This window comes from Pseudanabaena sp. UWO311, from assembly GCF_006937785.1.
GTDB lineage: Bacteria > Cyanobacteriota > Cyanobacteriia > Pseudanabaenales > Pseudanabaenaceae > Pseudanabaena.
Window position 1 is genome coordinate 41,258 of the sequence record NZ_SJEE01000010.1, and the last position, 17,273, is coordinate 58,530.

The window sequence follows — 17,273 nt, forward strand, 5'->3', positions numbered from 1 at the left end:
TAAAAGTAGTGCAAAGCACTACTTTTAAAAACTTTGTTCGGGTTTGAGCGCAAAGCGACATAACTTATAGCCAATTACCCACCAAAATAAAAGATGACCAAAAGAAAGGATGACTGATATCGACATTTCCAGTTCCCTTTGGCAAAGCGATCGCCGCTAAACCTTCAACTCCGACAATTTGATTATTCACAATCTTGACTTTCCCATTTATCAAATCAAGCTGTGCTTTTCTTAAAGCTGTCGCCTTACTAAGCGCATCAGGAAAAGCCTTGTAAAAACTAATCATCAAAGGTGCTGTCCCCGAGTCTGACACTGTCCAAAGAGATGCAAGAATACTTCTTGCCCCTGACTCAACCGCCAAGCCGCTAATACCAAGATTGTTTCCTACAGCCGTTTCACAAGCACTTAAGGTGAGCATGTCGATCACAGGTTGATCAAATCTCAGACTCGGAATCTGATTTGATCGCAGCCGACTATCCCAAAACTGAATAAACGACTCATTAGATCGATCTTGCAAGAATTTTCCGTGAGTTCCTAAATGGAGTATTCCATATTTCGCCTTACCGCGTTGCGCTTGCAGATTATTGACTGTAAAGTCTCGATCTAAAAACGTAGTCCCTGCTAGCACCTGATTAGCAATTGTTCTAATTTCCACTTCTACGGCTGGCAATGCACTCAAACCTTCCCTTGCCTCGGTTAGCCCCATTGCTAAAACCCGCGTATTTTTGCGATCGCGCTCTTCTAGTCTGGTCACCCGTAATGAGGGAATATTTGCCGAAGCATAGCGCTCGACTAAGAACTGTTTGCCATCATGAAGGGAAGCAGGAGGGATCACGCGTAAGCCAGAGTCCATCACGAATACAACTGTTTCAATCTTTAGGGTTTGCAGTTGAGTATCAATCGGACGCATCACCCAGTCATAAAGCTTTCGCGCTTGCTCTAAATAATCCAGTGAACTTGTATCGCGGAGGCTGGCTCGATAATCCGTCAAAACTGTAATGATTTCTTCTTCGCTAGCATAGTTGGTATAGCGATGGAATGGTTTGCCAAGTTCTTTGGGCGGGATCACTAAAATTTCAATGCGATCGTTCAGCATGATCGGATAGATCAACACAGAAGGACTTCCTGATCGCTTTGAGACATCGCTTAATATATCTTGGGCTTGATTTATGCTTAAAGTTGGTAGATTGAGCGGTTCCCCCAAGAAAACCCCTAACTCAGAGATATAGGCTTTTTCGATTGACTCAAAAGCCTTGTCCAACTTTTCTTCTTTTAAGAAGCGATCGACCTCTTTTTTCATGACATCCCTGATTTGGATCAGAATCTTTGTCTCAGGAGGACTGGGATTGACCTCAACTATCTTCTTTGGCGGCGTGAAAATAGTGTTGCCTGATGGAGCGACAATAATATTACCTTGAGTAAAAATACCTGTGCCGACGGGAATAATACTGCCCAGAGATAAGGTAGAAGACCCAGTAGTGACAATGCCTACGGTTCCATTTGTACTAGAATTACCAATCACAAATGGAGTAAGTCCACCATGACTGAGAAATATCTGACCGCCAATGCCACCGCTATTGCTAGCAGAACAAATACTCGATCCTGCACAAGCGGCAAATACACTAGACACGAAGCCAGTGACTCTGATATTGCCGCCTGTTGAGGATGCGAAGAAATTACCACCCTGAATCGATCCCGATGTATTTGCAGAGGTCAGAACAATGTCACCGATTGGATCGAGGCTAATATTGCCGCCAACACCAAGATCGCTACTGGTATTCAGATTATTGGTTGTAATACTGTTACGGGCTTTGAAATTGATATTGCCACCATTGCCACTGATAGAACTAGCATTAATATCTCCTGTAGTTATATTAATCGCACCACCCGTACTAGTCAGGTTGATAGTACCGCCGCCTAATGTGCCTGTCGCCAAAATCTGACCTGTAGTGATGTCACCAAATGATTGAAAATTAATAATTCCTCCATTTCCATTCCCTCCATTGATCCTTGCCCTAACAGTACCGAAGGTCGTGTTAATCGCTCCACTAGTGCTAGTTATAGAGATAGATCCTGCGTTACCAAGAAAAAGACTACTTGCTGCAAGATTACTGGTTGTGACATTTCCTAACGCCTGAAGGGAAATGCTTCCACCATTGCCTAAAGCTCCCACATTGAGTTGTCCTAATGTGGTGTTAATAGAACCAAATTGACTGATGAGACTAATTCTTCCGCCGTTGCCATTAGCATCAGATGTTCCAGCGGTTACATTAGACGTAACAATATTACTGGCAGATTGAAAGAAAACATTGCCAGCATTACCAATATTTGAATTTCCAGCATCTATATCTCCCAAACTAGTATCAATTGAGCCACCTAAACTAGTAAACGAAATTGTGCCAGGAATACCATTACCACCAAAAGCAATAAAAGCTCCAACAGCTGCAATAGGAGCTGCCCCAACCCCAGTCCTAATATTTCCTGCCGCTTGAAATGTAATGTTGCCACTATTTCCGATTGTGGCAACTGCATGGACGCGCCCAGAGCTAACATTGACCGCACCGTTAGTACTTATTAAAGAAATATTACCTGCATTGCCAACTGGAGAAGCATTGGAAGAAATGCTGTAAGTAATACCAAATAGTGAAGTAAAGGTTCCCGTAGTTTGAATATTTCCCCCTGCTCGGATAGTGACATTGCCACCATTGGCAGGAGGCACAGTAACGATATTGGAAATTGTATCAATGCTATTTAACCTGACATCTCGACCTGCCGTAAGGTTTACGTCAGCAGCACTACCAATAGCAGGAGATGTTTTTAGCGCTCCTGCTCCGATAATATCTCGACCTGCGGTAAAGTTAATTGCCCCAGCATTTGTGGAGATATTACTGTTGACATTGATATCTCTTCCTGCCTGAGCCGTTAATCCTATACCAGCCACAGTCATGACTACTGGGGTAGTAAAGTTGATGTCATTAGTTGCTTGTAATATGACATTCGATGTTGCACCGTTGATCAAAGCTACATTTAACGTATTAGCTCCAGTATCTGGATCGTTAAATTGATCTACCTCAGTCAATGCATTAAATGTAGGGAGAGGGAAGGTCAGAAAAAGAAATACAGTAATATCTGTTGGATCAAGTAGTAGTGTGCCTGTTTTTCCATTGGAAGCAAAGGTGTTCACGTTACCGCGATAATCAAGGTTCTGTTTCCCAGAGACTTCCACAAAGCCGCCATCACCTGTCTGAGTTCCACCCTTTGCAAGAATTGAACCTAGAAATCTTGTAGTTTGATCAGCCCAGACGATCGCAGTGCCACCATTTCCATTTAAGAGCGCACTCACATCAATTTTAGAATTGCGATCTACAAAAGTTCTGAATGCATTTGGCGTAATGCCATTACCTTGAAGATTGCCACCAATTAAAACTGTCCCACCACCAAGCGCTCCCGATGCATCAATCTGAGCATTCATCAATCCTACTTTTTCACCAAAGATTCCAACATTTCCTCCCTTACCAGATAAATCTGAGACATCAACCTTTCCCGATACAATTGTCATCCCATTGGTCACCGCAATATCGGTAGCTGCTGGAGTTGATACTAGCGCCAGCGAACCATCAGCTTTGACCACGACTTGATTTGCTTCAGGCACTTTGCCAGTAAGTAGCTCCGCTAATTTGGGTAACTCTGTAATTTTGCCATTCCAGTTAGCAGGAATCGCATTATTTGTCACCTGCAAACCTAAAACCGCATCAGGCGATCGCAACTCAACCAGACTATTTCCTGCCACAGAAGTCAAAGCAACATTACCACTAGGAGCCGTCAATGTCCCCGTATTGATAATACTTCCGCCAGTAAAAGTAATCGATTTACCAGCATCTACCGTTAAATTTCCTTGATTGATAATGCCAGCAGGTTGAGCGATCGCAAATCGAATCGTTTTCGGATCGCCATTGGGAAAGCTGAGGGAATTTCTGTCAACATTAAAAGTGCCGCTATCAAAGCCCAAACCATTGCCTGTAGTCGCATGAAAGGAGCCACCAATATCTAAACGGGCATTTTGTCCAAATACAATCCCATTGGGATTCATTAGGTAAAGGTTAGCATTAGGAAAAGCTTGACGGCTCTCAAGCGTGCCTAAAATTGCAGAGGGATTATCGCCTGTAACCCGATTGATAATGTTACGAACATCAGTGCCATTGACCGCAGAGTTACCAGTATTAAAGATTACGCCCGACTGCGGTACGTTGAATTCACTAAAGCTGTGATAAAGATTATTGCCATTGACAGTGCCTGCTCCTGTCGGGGCGATCGTATTGCCATTTACTTGCGTAGCCGTAGTGCCGTCAGTGGCGATCTGGGCTCGCGTTGATTGGGCGCTGCTTAAAAATGCGATCGCTGACAAAAGTAGGCACAATCTATTTCTCATTTAAATTCACACCAGAGAAAAATTAATAACTACTATCAGCAAAAATGTAGATTCTGCCTCTAAGCTATCACGAAGTCCTAAAACAGTAAATGATTTTTATTCAGCAATTTATACTATTTGTTAAGCAAAAAAATGAGCGATGGTATGAATCGATCAGAGTCATCTGTTTTCTGCTTCGTCGAACAGACGTTAAAATTAGGTAATGGTCAAACTTAGGTCATCATTCATTTTTTAGTGTTTTTTAGGATTCAAAATTTAAACATGGGTAGTACATTCGGACATTTATTTCGCGTCACGACATTTGGGGAATCACACGGCGGCGGCGTGGGGGCGATCATCGATGGATGCCCACCGCAGCTAGAACTGAGCGAAGCCGATATTCAAACTGACCTCGATCGCCGTAAACCAGGACAAAGCAAAATCGTCACCCCACGCCGCGAAGACGATCGCGCCCAGATCTTGTCAGGCGTGTTTGCTGGCAAAACCCTCGGCACACCGATCATGATTTTGGTGCAGAACAAAGATGCTCGTAGCCAAGACTATTCCGAAATGGCTGAAAAATTCCGCCCATCCCATGCTGATGCTACCTATCAAGCAAAATATGGCATTCGCAATTGGCAAGGCGGCGGCAGATCTTCCGCAAGGGAAACAATTGGTCGAGTAGCCGCAGGTGCGATCGCTAAAAAAATCCTCAAACAAGCCGCAGGTGTAGAAATTATTGCCTATGTCAGACAGGTCAAAGACATGGTTGCATCTACCATCGATCCGAATACAGTCACAATGGAGCAAGTGGAAAGTAATATTTTGCGCTGTCCCGATCCTGAGATGGCGGAAAAAATGATCGACTTCATCGACAAAATTCGTCGTGATGGCAACTCCGTCGGCGGCATCATCGAATGTGTGGCGAGAAATGTGCCTGTCGGTTTGGGCGATCCTGTATTCGACAAATTGGAAGCGGATCTAGCTAAGGCAGTCATGTCTTTGCCAGCTAGTAAGGGTTTTGAAATTGGCTCAGGATTTGATGGCGTGCATTTGACTGGTCGCGAGCATAACGATGAATTCTATATGGAAGGCGATCGCATCCGCACAAGGACGAATAACTCAGGCGGCATTCAGGGAGGCATTTCCAATGGTGAAAATATTATTTTACGGGTTGCCTTTAAGCCAACTGCGACAATATTGCTAGAGCAGAAGACAGTAACAGTCTCAGGTGAAGATACTACCCTCACAGGTCGAGGTCGCCATGACCCTTGTGTATTACCTCGCGCCGTGCCGATGGTAGAAGCTATGGTGGCTTTGGTGCTATGCGATCGCTACCTCAGCCAAAAAACAGTAAGTATTTAGGGCTTGCTGAAAAAGTCTACAGAGCAAATTTAAAGGCAATACAGCTTTTAAAATAGTATTCTGTCGCATATTTCCAAAATTTACCCAGCGATTTTCCACAGAAGTGCAAGGGTTTTGAGCCTCTAGGCGCTATAACCTTGCACTTGTCATGGCAAAAAAAGCTTAAAGTCCTTATTTAGCAAGCTTTTGTACTTTTTCAGGAAGCCCTATTTAAATAAGCCAAGAACTAAAGTTCGTGGCTAAAAGCTCAAGTCGGTTTCAACCGACTGAAGAAATTCAACCCGTTTTAACGGGTTTTAGCTCTTAGCCCGCACTTGAGTGCAGGGCTTCTGCGCGGCTGGTTTGAGACAGCCTTTGGATATAATTGGATTATGACTGAGCCATTACTGCAAGATTCTGAAAAATTACAGGCGCGTTTAAAAGAAATACCTCTGGAAGCAGGGGTTTATTTTATGCGCGATCGCCATGATGGCGTGATCTACATCGGTAAATCTAAGGCGCTACGCAATCGCGTGCGATCGTACTTTCGCAGTAGCCAAGATTTGTCACCACGTATTGCGATGATGGTGCAGCTAGTCCATGAAATCGAGTTTATAGTCACAGACTCCGAAGCCGAAGCCCTCGCCCTTGAAGCGAATCTGATTAAGCAATATCAACCCTATTACAACGTCCTTCTCAAAGACGACAAAAAATATCCATACGTCTGTATTACTTGGTCAGAGGACTATCCGCGCATTTTTATTACCCGCAAACGGAAGATGGGCGGGACTAAGGATAAATATTATGGGCCATATGTTGATGTCTTCAATCTCAAACGAACATTAGGAATTATCAAACGCGCTTTCCCACTCCGTCAAAGACCAATACCAATGTTTAAGGATCGCCCCTGTCTTAACTATGACATGGGCTTATGTCCAGGAGTATGTCAGGAGCTAATTTCGCCCGAAGAATATCACAAAATCATGGTGCGAGTTGCCATGATTTTTCAAGGTAGATCCAGCGAATTGATCGAGACTTTTACCGAGAAAATGGAATCTGCGGCTGAGGCTTTGGAATTTGAAAAAGCTGCGGATTTGCGCGATCGCATTCAAGTTTTGCAAAATCTGGGAGCCAATCAAAAGGTATCTCTCCCTGATGATACAGTTTCTCGCGATGCGATCGCTATGGCACAGGATGAGCAACATACTTGCATTCAGCTATTCCAGATTCGCGCAGGGCGACTGGTTGGGCGATTAGCTTTTGTTGCCGATAGTCAAAGTGATGTACCAGAGGCTATTTTGCAACGCACTTTAGAAGCCCATTATCAAAACTGCGATTCTGTCGAAATCCCCAATGAAGTCCATACCCAATTAGAACTCCCTGAAGTGGAGATTTTGCAAGCATGGTTAAGCGATCGCAAAGGGCGCAAAGTTGCGATCGCGACACCGCAGAGACAACTCAAAGCCGAACTAATCGAAATGGTAGAGCGCAATGCTCAGTATGAGTTAGCGCGGATTCAAAAACAAAGCGATCGCAATTTGCAAGGGTTAGAAGACTTAGCAGAAATTCTCAGTCTTGATAGCTTGCCGCATCGCATCGAAGGTTATGACATTTCCCACATTCAAGGCTCCGATGCCGTGGCAAGTCAAGTAGTCTTTATCGATGGTATTCCAGCGAAACAACATTATCGCCATTACAAAATCCGTAATCCAGACATTCAGACTGGGCATTCCGATGACTTTGCCAGCCTCGCGGAAGTCATTGCCAGAAGATTCAGAAATCACACCAATTTCAATGACTCCCAATCAACAAACACCAATCACCAAAATGATTTCCCCGACTTAGTCATGATCGATGGAGGGAAAGGTCAACTTTCATCAGTGATGAAAATTATTGATAAGTTGGGTTTACGAGATCGCCTTACGGTGATTAGCCTTGCGAAAAAGCGCGAGGAAATCTTTTTGCCAGAACAGTCTGAACCGTTAATTGGTGGCGATCCAGAACGAGCAGGCGTACAGGTGTTGCGCCGTTTGCGCGACGAGGCACACCGTTTTGCCATTACCTTTCACCGCAAAAAACGTAGCCAAAGAATGCAGCGATCGCACCTCGATCAAATCACTGGCTTAGGTCATCATCGGCAAAAGGTGCTGCTGGAAAAGTTCCATTCCGTTGATTATATCCGCCAAGCAACTGTAGAACAGATCGCCGAAACTGATGGTATTGGCAATAAGCTAGCTCAGCATATTTATAACCATTTCCATTCAACAAATGACTGAGAATAGGCGGTCTAAAGCATTGCTCATTCTCACTTATTAAAGAGCAACTTACGTTCTTTCTCCCAATTGCGATACATCCATATTACAGTGTACCAGTTCATATAAACCCGAAAAATCTCCATCGCAATTTCTGATTTACCTTGATCGCATAGCCATTTCAATAGAGGCTTGAGCGTGCGATCATTAAGCGTACCCCCAAAGGTGAGAATCCCCCACAGCGCGAGATGGAGCCAAGTTTTCTGAATCATTAACTTGACTTCCCATGTTGGATGTTTTTGATAAAAAATAATGCTCATTCGACCACGTTGTTCCTCTAAATCAAGCAGTCGTGGCATTTTATCAATGGAAAATTTAGCGTGATAATGGAAAGCGATCGCCCCCGCACAGGTCAAACGTTTTAAGCCCAATTTTTTAACCCGCATTCCCAGCTCAAAATCTTCCCAACCATATTGGAAGAACCCAGTATCAAATTTTCCTGCTTCCAATAACCATTTACGGGCGATCGCTAAATTACAAGTATCAAAAATAGCAGCGGTAAAATACGGTACTGCTGAGACCGACTCTGAGTCAGGAGCGTCAAGATTACTAGTGTCTATAATCCGTCCATAGCTATAAACTTTTTCCCCTTGGGCAAGGGTTTCAGTATGAGCTTGAAGATATTCAGGATTAACCGTAATATCGCTATCGACGAAGGCAATATATTTACCAAGTGCAGCATCAATGCCATAGTTACGTGCTGTCGCAGCAGCGGCATGGTCTTGCGTTAACAGTCTCAGGTGCGGATAGCAATCTTTATTTGCTGTCAAAAACTCAACCGTGCCATCGGATGAGCCATCATCTATTACCAGAATTTCGTAAGGCTGGGTTATGGTCTGCTTTTCCAATGCTGCAAGGCATTTCCGCAAAATTGGCAGACGGTTATAAGTTGGTACAACCACTGACCACAACATTTCCGACACGACGTTTCTCCTATTGCGATCGCAAAAATTATAAATTTAAGTGTCTTTATGCTTTCTATAAGTCTACATTGGTTTGATATTAGACTATCCCTAATATTGTTCCTGAAAGTATTGCGAAGCAATACTTTCAGGAACAATATTAGAGGTTATGATCTTAACTCCGTAGATAAAATGGCATTACATAAATTGTTTTAAAACTTCTACAGTTGCCTTTCCAGTCTTCTCCCAGCTAAATTGACTAGCCCTAGCTAGTCCTAATAGCGAAAGTTTTGATCGCAATCCTGAATCATTAGATATTGCCTGCATTGCGTCGGTAATTTCTTCTACCTTATAAGGATCAATTAAAATCGCCGCATCTCCAGCTACTTCAGGTAAAGATGATAGATTAGATGTAATTACTGGAGTACCGCAAGCCATAGCTTCAAGTACAGGCAATCCAAAACCTTCCCATAGTGATGGAAATACTAATGCGATCGCCCCACTAATTATTTTCGGTAAATCATCATAAGGTACATATTCCAGAAATTTTACTTGATGGGTGACACCTAATTCCTGGACTTGTTTCTTTAGTTCTGGCGTATAGCGATCGTCTGACGAACCTGCTAATAACAGTTGGTATTCATGATGAGATTTCAATTTTGCAAAAGCTGAAATTACACGGCTAACATTTTTATGAGGATCATGTCTGCCAATGTATAGAAAGTATGGATATGGTGAGAAAGGATTTGACTTCTCTTCTATGACTGAGTAAAAATGATTAGAATCATAAGCTAAAAGAATGGGCGTAATCTTATTAGTTGGGATATTACAAAAGCTAGATATGTCTTTAGCCGTAGATTGAGAGTTGCAGATAATATGTTCGGATTGATTTAAAACTTGTGGAACGTAGTACCGATGGTAATAAGTGAGTGGAGAAAACTGTTTAGGGAATCGCAAAGGAATAAAATCGTGAACTACTACTAAATTACGACACTCTGTCCATATAGGAGCTTCTGGAATTGGTGAAAATAGAATTTTAGCTTTTAGCTTTTTATAAATTTTTGGAAGTTGAAATTGTGTCCAGACTATGCGGTTAAAATGTCCTTTTGTCCCCTGGGCTGGAGATAAATTATTTGGAATATGATAACAATCAAATTCAGGATAAATTTCAGAACTCAATAGTGTAGGCTCAAGAGTTTTTAATTGAGGAAAAAGATTTTTAGTGTAATTACTTATACCTGTTGATTTAAGTAAAAGATGTGAAAGATTAACTATTAACTTGTTATTGAGAGTTTGTTCGGCATCATTCATTAGGTAATATTGCTATAATCTATTATGGTCTGGATTAATTGCAAATAAAAAGCTTGCATTAAATTAAGTCAAATAAGTTGATTCTCAGCATAAAGTAGATGTGGAGAACGCTAAAGTTGATTGTCCATAAGCTCTTTGAGATCATGTGCCACCATAACTTCCACTAAATTGTTAAAAGAATATTGCGGACTCCAACTAGTCTGAGTTTGAATTTTATTAATACTTCCAACTAGCTGAACCGACTCATCAGGTCGATAAAAGTTGGGATCGACTGATACATAATCTTGGTAATTTAAGCTCACACATTTGAAGGCACAGTCTACTAACTCCCTGACAGAATGAGTTTCTCCACTACCTATAATATAATCATCAGGATTTTCTTGCTGCATTATTAACCACATTGCATACACTGCATCTTTAGCGTGACACCAATCACGATGAGCATCAAGATTACCCAGTTTTAACTCATCAGCCAAACCTAGTTTAATCATAGCGACTCCACGGGTAATCTTCCGAAAAACAAATTCTGTGCCTCGGCGTGGAGACTCATGGGTGTAGGTAATCCCACAACAGGCATAAAGATTATAATACTGGCGATAATTTGCTGTGAGCCAATGGGCATAGGCTTTTGCCGTACCATATGGATTGCGAGGACGAAAAGCAGTTTTCTCTGTTTGAGGTGATTCGTCTGGTTGTCCAAATACTTCACTACTTGATGCTTGATAAAACTTAGCATCAGGTTTTATCCGTCGAATAGACTCTAATAAACGCGATACACCAATGGCGGTATATTCAGCAGTTAGAGATGGTTGTGTCCATGACAATGGCACATAGCTTTGAGATGCAAGGTTATATATTTCGTCAGGCTGGGAAAGAGCGATCGCATCCATTAGAGAAGATTGATCTAATAAATCACCTGAAATGATATTAATCTCATCAGTAAAATGGCTAACACGAACAAGATTGCTAGTACTAGAACGGCGGACTAGACCATAGACTTGATAGCCTTGATCTACTAACAATTCAGCAAGATACGAACCATCTTGTCCAGTTAATCCAGTTATAAGTGCTTTTTTTGTCATATAGTCATGTAGATCAATGCTCATCAAAAATTAAGACATAAGAAGAATAGTCTTATTTCTAAGAGTGTTTTTTTACAATTATGCCAAAAGATGTTGTCGCAAAACCACCAACCAATAACTTGAGATGAGCATCTAGAGGGGATTGATATGGCGGAATATCAATAAACTTATCTAAGAAGCCAGAGCCAATATCAAAATTTAAGGGTGCAACTTGATGACCTTGGTCAATTAGCCTTTGAGCTAGCTCCATAAAATCTCGCTTTCTAAAAAGAACTGTACCCTCATTATCAATAGTCTTTTCTTCTTGTAGATAATTTAGTTCTGTAGTGTGTATGCATACCCCGCCAGGAACAAGTGTATCAAGCGATTTCTCAATAAATTGCAGACCTTTTTTAATACTCCCAAGGTGTTCCAAAGCACAAGCAGACCAACAAAAGTCATACTTATTTGCTAAATCAGGAGGAATGTTATTCATGTCAACATATTTTAGGTTGACATTCTTTGCAAATAATTCTTGTGAACACAAATGAGAAATCCATATTTTGTCCACAGAAGCCATGCTTTGGTTAGTCTCTAGCCAACCTTTTGATGCAGATTCTTGAGGATCTAAGTCTGTAGCCGTAATCTCAATATCATAAGCTGCAAGTAAACTAGGAAGAGGTTCTTCTCCACAGCCGAAACCCAAACCTTTAAATCTAGGCTTAAGCAGATCGTAATCATAAAGTACTTGAAGAATGTAACAAAATTCCCACATCTTGCGATGATATGCAACAGGAACTTTCATCTGTTGACACCAATAGGCGAACCATTCTGATTCAATATCTTCTTGCTGACAAGCTTTGGAGAGTAAGCCAATTTTTGAAGGAAGTAAGTTTCCTGGGACTTTTAGATCTTTAAGCAGGCTTTTAGCATATTCATAGCCTAAGTTTTTGACATTGGAGTCAATTGTAGTTGCATGATTCTCTACTTTGCTCTGTTTGTCAACTAATATTGAGGTACTAATATTTAATCTTTCTAATATCCTTTCTAATTCTGTAGGCGACTTTCCAGACAATCGCTTAACAGCTTTTACGAGTTTTTTAACTGGAGCCTTGACAAGTTTCTTGATAAGAGTAAGATTTAGATTTTTCATGTGCTTTTATAATAATTCTTAATATTTATGTAGCTGTCTCAAATGTGTAAATGCAAATAAGGTTTTATTCGATCCTAACATTTTTATAATCAGACAATAATGCAAGCAGTTGTTTAGCTGAGTCCTTCCAAGAAAAATCACTGTAATCCATTCTGATGCGTTTTACCAAATGACTGTAGAATTCATCTGAGTTTACCATTTGTTCTAAAAATTGATAAAGTTGCTTTGGTTCATTGGGATCGAAGTATATACAAAAATCACCACCTACTTCAGGTAAAGACCCACCATTACTAGAAATTACAGGTTTTCCGTGTTGGAGTGCCTCCACCACAGGTAATCCAAATCCTTCATAGAATGATGCTTGTACCAAACAATAACAATTTGTATAGAGATCATCAAGATCAACATCTGTTACTGAATCGAAAATATATATGTTTCGACCATACCGCTTGTTTTTTTCAATTAAAATATCAGTATCACTATGCCAACCGCGATTACCAGCAAATACTAAGTTAATATCGTCATTGCTCTCAATCAACAAATCAAAGGCGTTAATAATAGTCTTTATATTTTTATGGGGAACTAAACTACCAACCACCAAAATATATTTTTTTCCATTTAATGATTCGAGAATAGAATTAGCAATGTTATTTTGGGCGGTATTTTCCGCTTGGCGATTCCCAGAATAGTCGGAGCCAAGACGAAAACTACTCACAATTTGATTCTTATTGATATTTGGTAATACACCATCCTGTTTAGCTTGAATGTAGTCATCTGCACTTTTGTTAGATATGCAGATTACCTGATCAAAACAATCAGAATATAGACAGTAAAAATCTTTGAAAGCCTTCACGAAATCTTTAGGGCAAAATTCTGGGAATTTTATTGGAATCAAGTCATAACATATTGACGTGATTGAAACATTGCAGCTTTTTAGATGTTGAAGGAAATGATAGTACGATCTTGGTAAATCCCAATTAGCATCCACAATTAGGTAAATATCTGAAGATGAGAACTGAACACCTGCAAATTTATATTGTTGCCTTAATTTTGACTGCCGATCATTCTTGTAAGTTAAAACAACATAATCAGGCAATACCTTTTTAACCTTATTCTTTAATCTATGGAAATACGAAAGTAATTTTTTTACTATTTTTGTTTTAAAAAAATCTTTTGTATCTTGAGATGTATGATTTAATTCTGGTTCATCGAGTGAAAAAACTTTAGTAATGAAATCACCATCAAATTTAACTGGTATTACCTCTAAATTAGAGCTGATAGAAGATATGTGTAGTAACTCTGAGGTGATTTGACGAACAACGCGATGAATACCTGTGTTCTTGTAGGTGTATGTTGCTGTATGAGTGCAGTCTATGAAAATTCTCATTGGTATTACTAAATGTATATTTATATTGCTATATTACTCTAAATACTAGTAATTAATTTATGAATGGTATGAGCTCAAATCTTTATAACTAATAAATTTTAATTGTAAAGATTATGGGGGAGAATAATCTGATTAATCACCTTGATTTTAGGATAATTGGTTCCTTCCAATCAATCTATTAATAAAAAATGATAGTTTCTCAGCAATCTGAATAGATTTCTTATTAAGCCTCAATTCCATTTCTATCAATTGCTTTTGAAGTAATGCAAATTGTGTAGCATTACTTTCAACAATAGAATCCCTCATTGTTATTATTTTTTCATTTAATTTCTTCTCAATATTGATGTTAGAAATTTGCAAGTCTGTAATTTCATGAATTATGTTGACGTATGATTTAATGTATGGATAATTGTACTTTTCCGAGAAAGTTGTTGTATCTTCTCTTCTAATGACTTCAATAGCAAATTTTTCGTCGTTTTCTTCAAAAGAAGAAGGCGTTGGCTCGTACACCCTAATGTGGGAATATGCAGACTTATGGAAATTGTAGTCTGCATGAGTTCCGTGAGTTCCTTGGTGAGATATTCTTGGAATCATACTTTGAATAACAAAAAGATCATTAGTGGACAACAAATAATCATTAATTGCTATATCCCATCCATCCGTCTCTGCACCTCGAAAACTTCTCAACTTTAGTGGGTAATTAAACCAGTTAGGTTCAAAATATTTGATAAACTGATGTCTGTTTAGAATAATGCCTAAGCTAGAAAAAAATTTGTTCTCTAAAAAGACTGCTTTAAAAGCAGTATGAACTTCAGGAGGTAAGCTAAGTATAGACTGAGAACTACAAGTTGTCGTTAATAAGTTGGCACATAAATAATAATCTGAAAAGTTAGGTGTATGACTAATGGCTTCAGCCACTTGAAGACAATCGCTACTTACAACTACGTCATCTTCTAGATATAGTACTAGCTCAGCTTCATCTCCAAAACACCACTGAAGTAGCTTGTAAGGATTTCGTCTTACTCCCATTTTTGAGTCGTTAATGACGAAATTTATTTTAAGATTACTTTTTGAGAAAGACTCGATAACTGAAACAATCTCACTAGTCAAACTACTAGGATCAATCGAAATGTAGATTTGCCAGTTTTTTATGTTACAGATATTAGAGAGCTTTTTCAAGCATGTATATAACAGTGTTGGTCTGTTATAAGCAGTAATTGCAACGATTTTCATTTTATCTTTCAGTAATTTACGCTATTTACAAATATAAAGATTCTAGGCAAAATCGACTTTACAGATAGAATTAAGGATTCATTCTAACTTAATACTACATTTTTATTATGTCAAACTTCAAACTATTGATGAATCCTAAAAAAACTTTTGATAATTAACCAGATTTGTCTCAACCTCCAGAACTTACTGCTCTTTATTGCAGAAATCAATTCCTGTGCTTGTAGTAATTTAGTCTCAGATTGCTGTAGATCAGATTGTAACTGATTTAGCAATTTAGATTCTCTCCCATTCAATATACGGATTAGTGCATCTGATAGCCATTTATCAAAACCATTAGCTTCATATATACACCTCTTTTGATTGGAATCTCTTAATAAATATATGAACATTAAAATATTCTCTACATTTATATAAGTAGTATCCACTGTCTCATCGAATAATAAAGAATAGTAGTTTAATTCGATATCAGTAAAAGCTCTAGTTAACATTTCCTCAATTTGATGTCTTCGCAATTGTTGAGATTTTTCTACTTGTTCTTTTCTGCGATAATTACTGATTTGGTTTTGGTGTATCCGATATTCAAGCAAGAATTCAGGCAAATTAGCAAGCTCACAGTACTTAGACATAGCAACCCAAAAAAAATAATCTTCGGCTGGGACAAATGATGGTTCATAACGTAACCCAGATTCTTTTAAAAGACATGCTCTCAACATAACTGTAGGATGACCTATTGCGCAATGATTAAGCAAAGATAAACGAATACTATTATTATCTAACGGATGTCTAATTTCATCGCCACTGCCAATTATCTTAAACCAAGTACCGCAAACTCCTACATTAGGATTTATGTCCATGAATGAAACTTGTTTTTCAAACCGCTTAGGTAGTGAAATATCGTCGGCATCCATACGAGCAATATATTCACCTTTAGCTATTTCAATTCCATGATTGAGATGATAAACATAACCTTTGTTTTGGTTGCTATCATAAAATCGAATTCTTTCATCGTCATAGGACCGAACTATATGACCACTATTATCAGTTGAGCCATCATTAAAAATTAAGAATTCAAAATCATCAAAAGTCTGGTTTAAAATGCTATCAATAGATTCTTTAATATAGTCCGCAGCGTTATAAACCGGCATTAATACAGTAACTTTTGGCATGGCTTAATGTTACAACTTGATCCATCGCTCAGGAATTAAGTCTTCAGTGTTACGAGTTTTATCGTTGAACCACTTATTGGGGGCTAATATTAACTTACTGGAATTAGGGTTTAGCCATGCACCCCACCAACTAAATGAGCTATTGGCAATTATATTATGTTTGCACATACTCATCAATCGCAAGTCCTCATAGTTACGGGATGCATCATTACAGTCAACTATTGTCAGAGGAAACCCTAGTTGTAAATTTTCTTTTGCCCATTGAGGTTCATCAGAAAATACAAAGAAGTGAGGATTTACAACTTGTTCTGCAATATACCTAACACAGCGCTCATAATAACTCTGATCGCAAGTTCCATGAATTTTATTAGTTAAAGCATTCTGTACATAGTCGGTACGACGTACGTGAAGAGATACTGAATTTGTATCTTGAATAAAATCGGCAAATTTTCGACTCTGCAAATCTTGAGCATATTTGATCGTAAATTCACGTTGCAAGATTTCTTTAATGTCCAAAAAATATTTTTCTGATTGCCAGTAACCATCAAGAATAATATTGTTTTGGGCTTCTAAAATCTCTGGATCAAAATGAAAGTGTTTTTCAACTAGTTGAGCACTACATTGCTCAACTTCAAATTCTAATGGCGGGGTATAGTTCTGAATCTTAAGTTCAGGTTGGGGGATGAATTTTCGTTTTAATCGACTCAATAAATTGCGAGAATCGTTGCGAAGAACTTCAGTCTCAGTGTTAGATGTATCGATAATACTTGCAGCTTCAGATTGAGGATTGTGCCGAATTTCCTCAATTTCACTTTTAGTAGCTAGGTGTTCCCAAATATGAAAACAATGTAAACTATACCTATGCAGTTTATATTCTTCAAAGCTATTAATATCCAGCTTAAGAATAGTTGAATGCTTTTCTGCTAGTCTACGAGCAGTAGCATATTGAAACATTTGGTTCCCTAGTCCACCGATTAATCTGGCAATTATCATCGT

At 39.3% G+C, this 17,273-nt stretch carries 11 protein-coding genes; 2 read left to right on the plus strand and 9 right to left on the minus strand.

Going from position 1 to position 17,273, the window contains the following annotated elements; genetic code table 11:
* Positions 1 to 64 precede the first annotated feature (64 nt).
* Positions 65 to 4,429: a CHAT domain-containing protein gene (locus PseudUWO311_RS09860; RefSeq protein ID WP_142655083.1), complete on the minus strand. Its 4,365-nt coding sequence runs from the start codon at positions 4,427 to 4,429 to the stop codon at positions 65 to 67.
* A 261-nt stretch (positions 4,430 to 4,690) separates the two neighbouring features.
* Between PseudUWO311_RS09860 and aroC the strand changes: the two genes are divergently transcribed.
* Together aroC and uvrC are read left to right on the plus strand one after the other, a co-directional pair.
* Positions 4,691 to 5,773, plus strand: coding sequence for a chorismate synthase (gene aroC / locus PseudUWO311_RS09865; RefSeq protein WP_142655084.1), 1,083 nt, complete (start codon positions 4,691 to 4,693; stop codon positions 5,771 to 5,773).
* A gap of 371 nt (positions 5,774 to 6,144) precedes the next feature.
* A complete protein-coding gene (uvrC, locus tag PseudUWO311_RS09870; protein ID WP_142655085.1) occupies positions 6,145 to 8,028 on the plus strand; it encodes an excinuclease ABC subunit UvrC in 1,884 nt (627 codons plus the stop codon).
* Positions 8,029 to 8,057: 29 nt separating this feature from the next.
* Here uvrC and PseudUWO311_RS09875 read toward each other — a convergent pair whose 3' ends face one another.
* From PseudUWO311_RS09875 to PseudUWO311_RS09910, 8 genes are all read right to left on the minus strand, one after another.
* Positions 8,058 to 8,978: a glycosyltransferase family 2 protein gene (locus PseudUWO311_RS09875; RefSeq protein WP_190303457.1), complete on the minus strand. Its 921-nt coding sequence runs from the start codon at positions 8,976 to 8,978 to the stop codon at positions 8,058 to 8,060.
* 186 nt (positions 8,979 to 9,164) lie between these two features.
* Positions 9,165 to 10,277, minus strand: a complete 1,113-nt coding sequence (locus tag PseudUWO311_RS09880) for a glycosyltransferase family 4 protein (protein ID WP_142655087.1) — start codon at positions 10,275 to 10,277, stop codon at positions 9,165 to 9,167.
* 110 nt (positions 10,278 to 10,387) lie between these two features.
* The gene (locus PseudUWO311_RS09885; protein WP_142655155.1) at positions 10,388 to 11,359 is read right to left on the minus strand and encodes a GDP-mannose 4,6-dehydratase; all 972 of its coding nucleotides are present in this window, start codon (positions 11,357 to 11,359) and stop codon (positions 10,388 to 10,390) included.
* 58 nt (positions 11,360 to 11,417) lie between these two features.
* Positions 11,418 to 12,491, minus strand: a complete 1,074-nt coding sequence (locus PseudUWO311_RS09890) for a class I SAM-dependent methyltransferase (protein ID WP_142655088.1) — start codon at positions 12,489 to 12,491, stop codon at positions 11,418 to 11,420.
* Positions 12,492 to 12,555: 64 nt separating this feature from the next.
* Positions 12,556 to 13,878, minus strand: a complete 1,323-nt coding sequence (locus PseudUWO311_RS09895; RefSeq protein ID WP_142655089.1) for a glycosyltransferase family 4 protein — start codon at positions 13,876 to 13,878, stop codon at positions 12,556 to 12,558.
* Between the two features lie 147 nt (positions 13,879 to 14,025).
* A complete protein-coding gene (locus tag PseudUWO311_RS09900; protein WP_142655090.1) occupies positions 14,026 to 15,111 on the minus strand; it encodes a glycosyltransferase in 1,086 nt (361 codons plus the stop codon).
* Between the two features lie 122 nt (positions 15,112 to 15,233).
* Positions 15,234 to 16,277: a glycosyltransferase family 2 protein gene (locus PseudUWO311_RS09905; RefSeq protein ID WP_142655091.1), complete on the minus strand. Its 1,044-nt coding sequence runs from the start codon at positions 16,275 to 16,277 to the stop codon at positions 15,234 to 15,236.
* Between the two features lie 9 nt (positions 16,278 to 16,286).
* A complete protein-coding gene (locus PseudUWO311_RS09910; RefSeq protein WP_142655092.1) occupies positions 16,287 to 17,270 on the minus strand; it encodes an alpha-1,2-fucosyltransferase in 984 nt (327 codons plus the stop codon).
* Positions 17,271 to 17,273 lie beyond the last annotated feature (3 nt).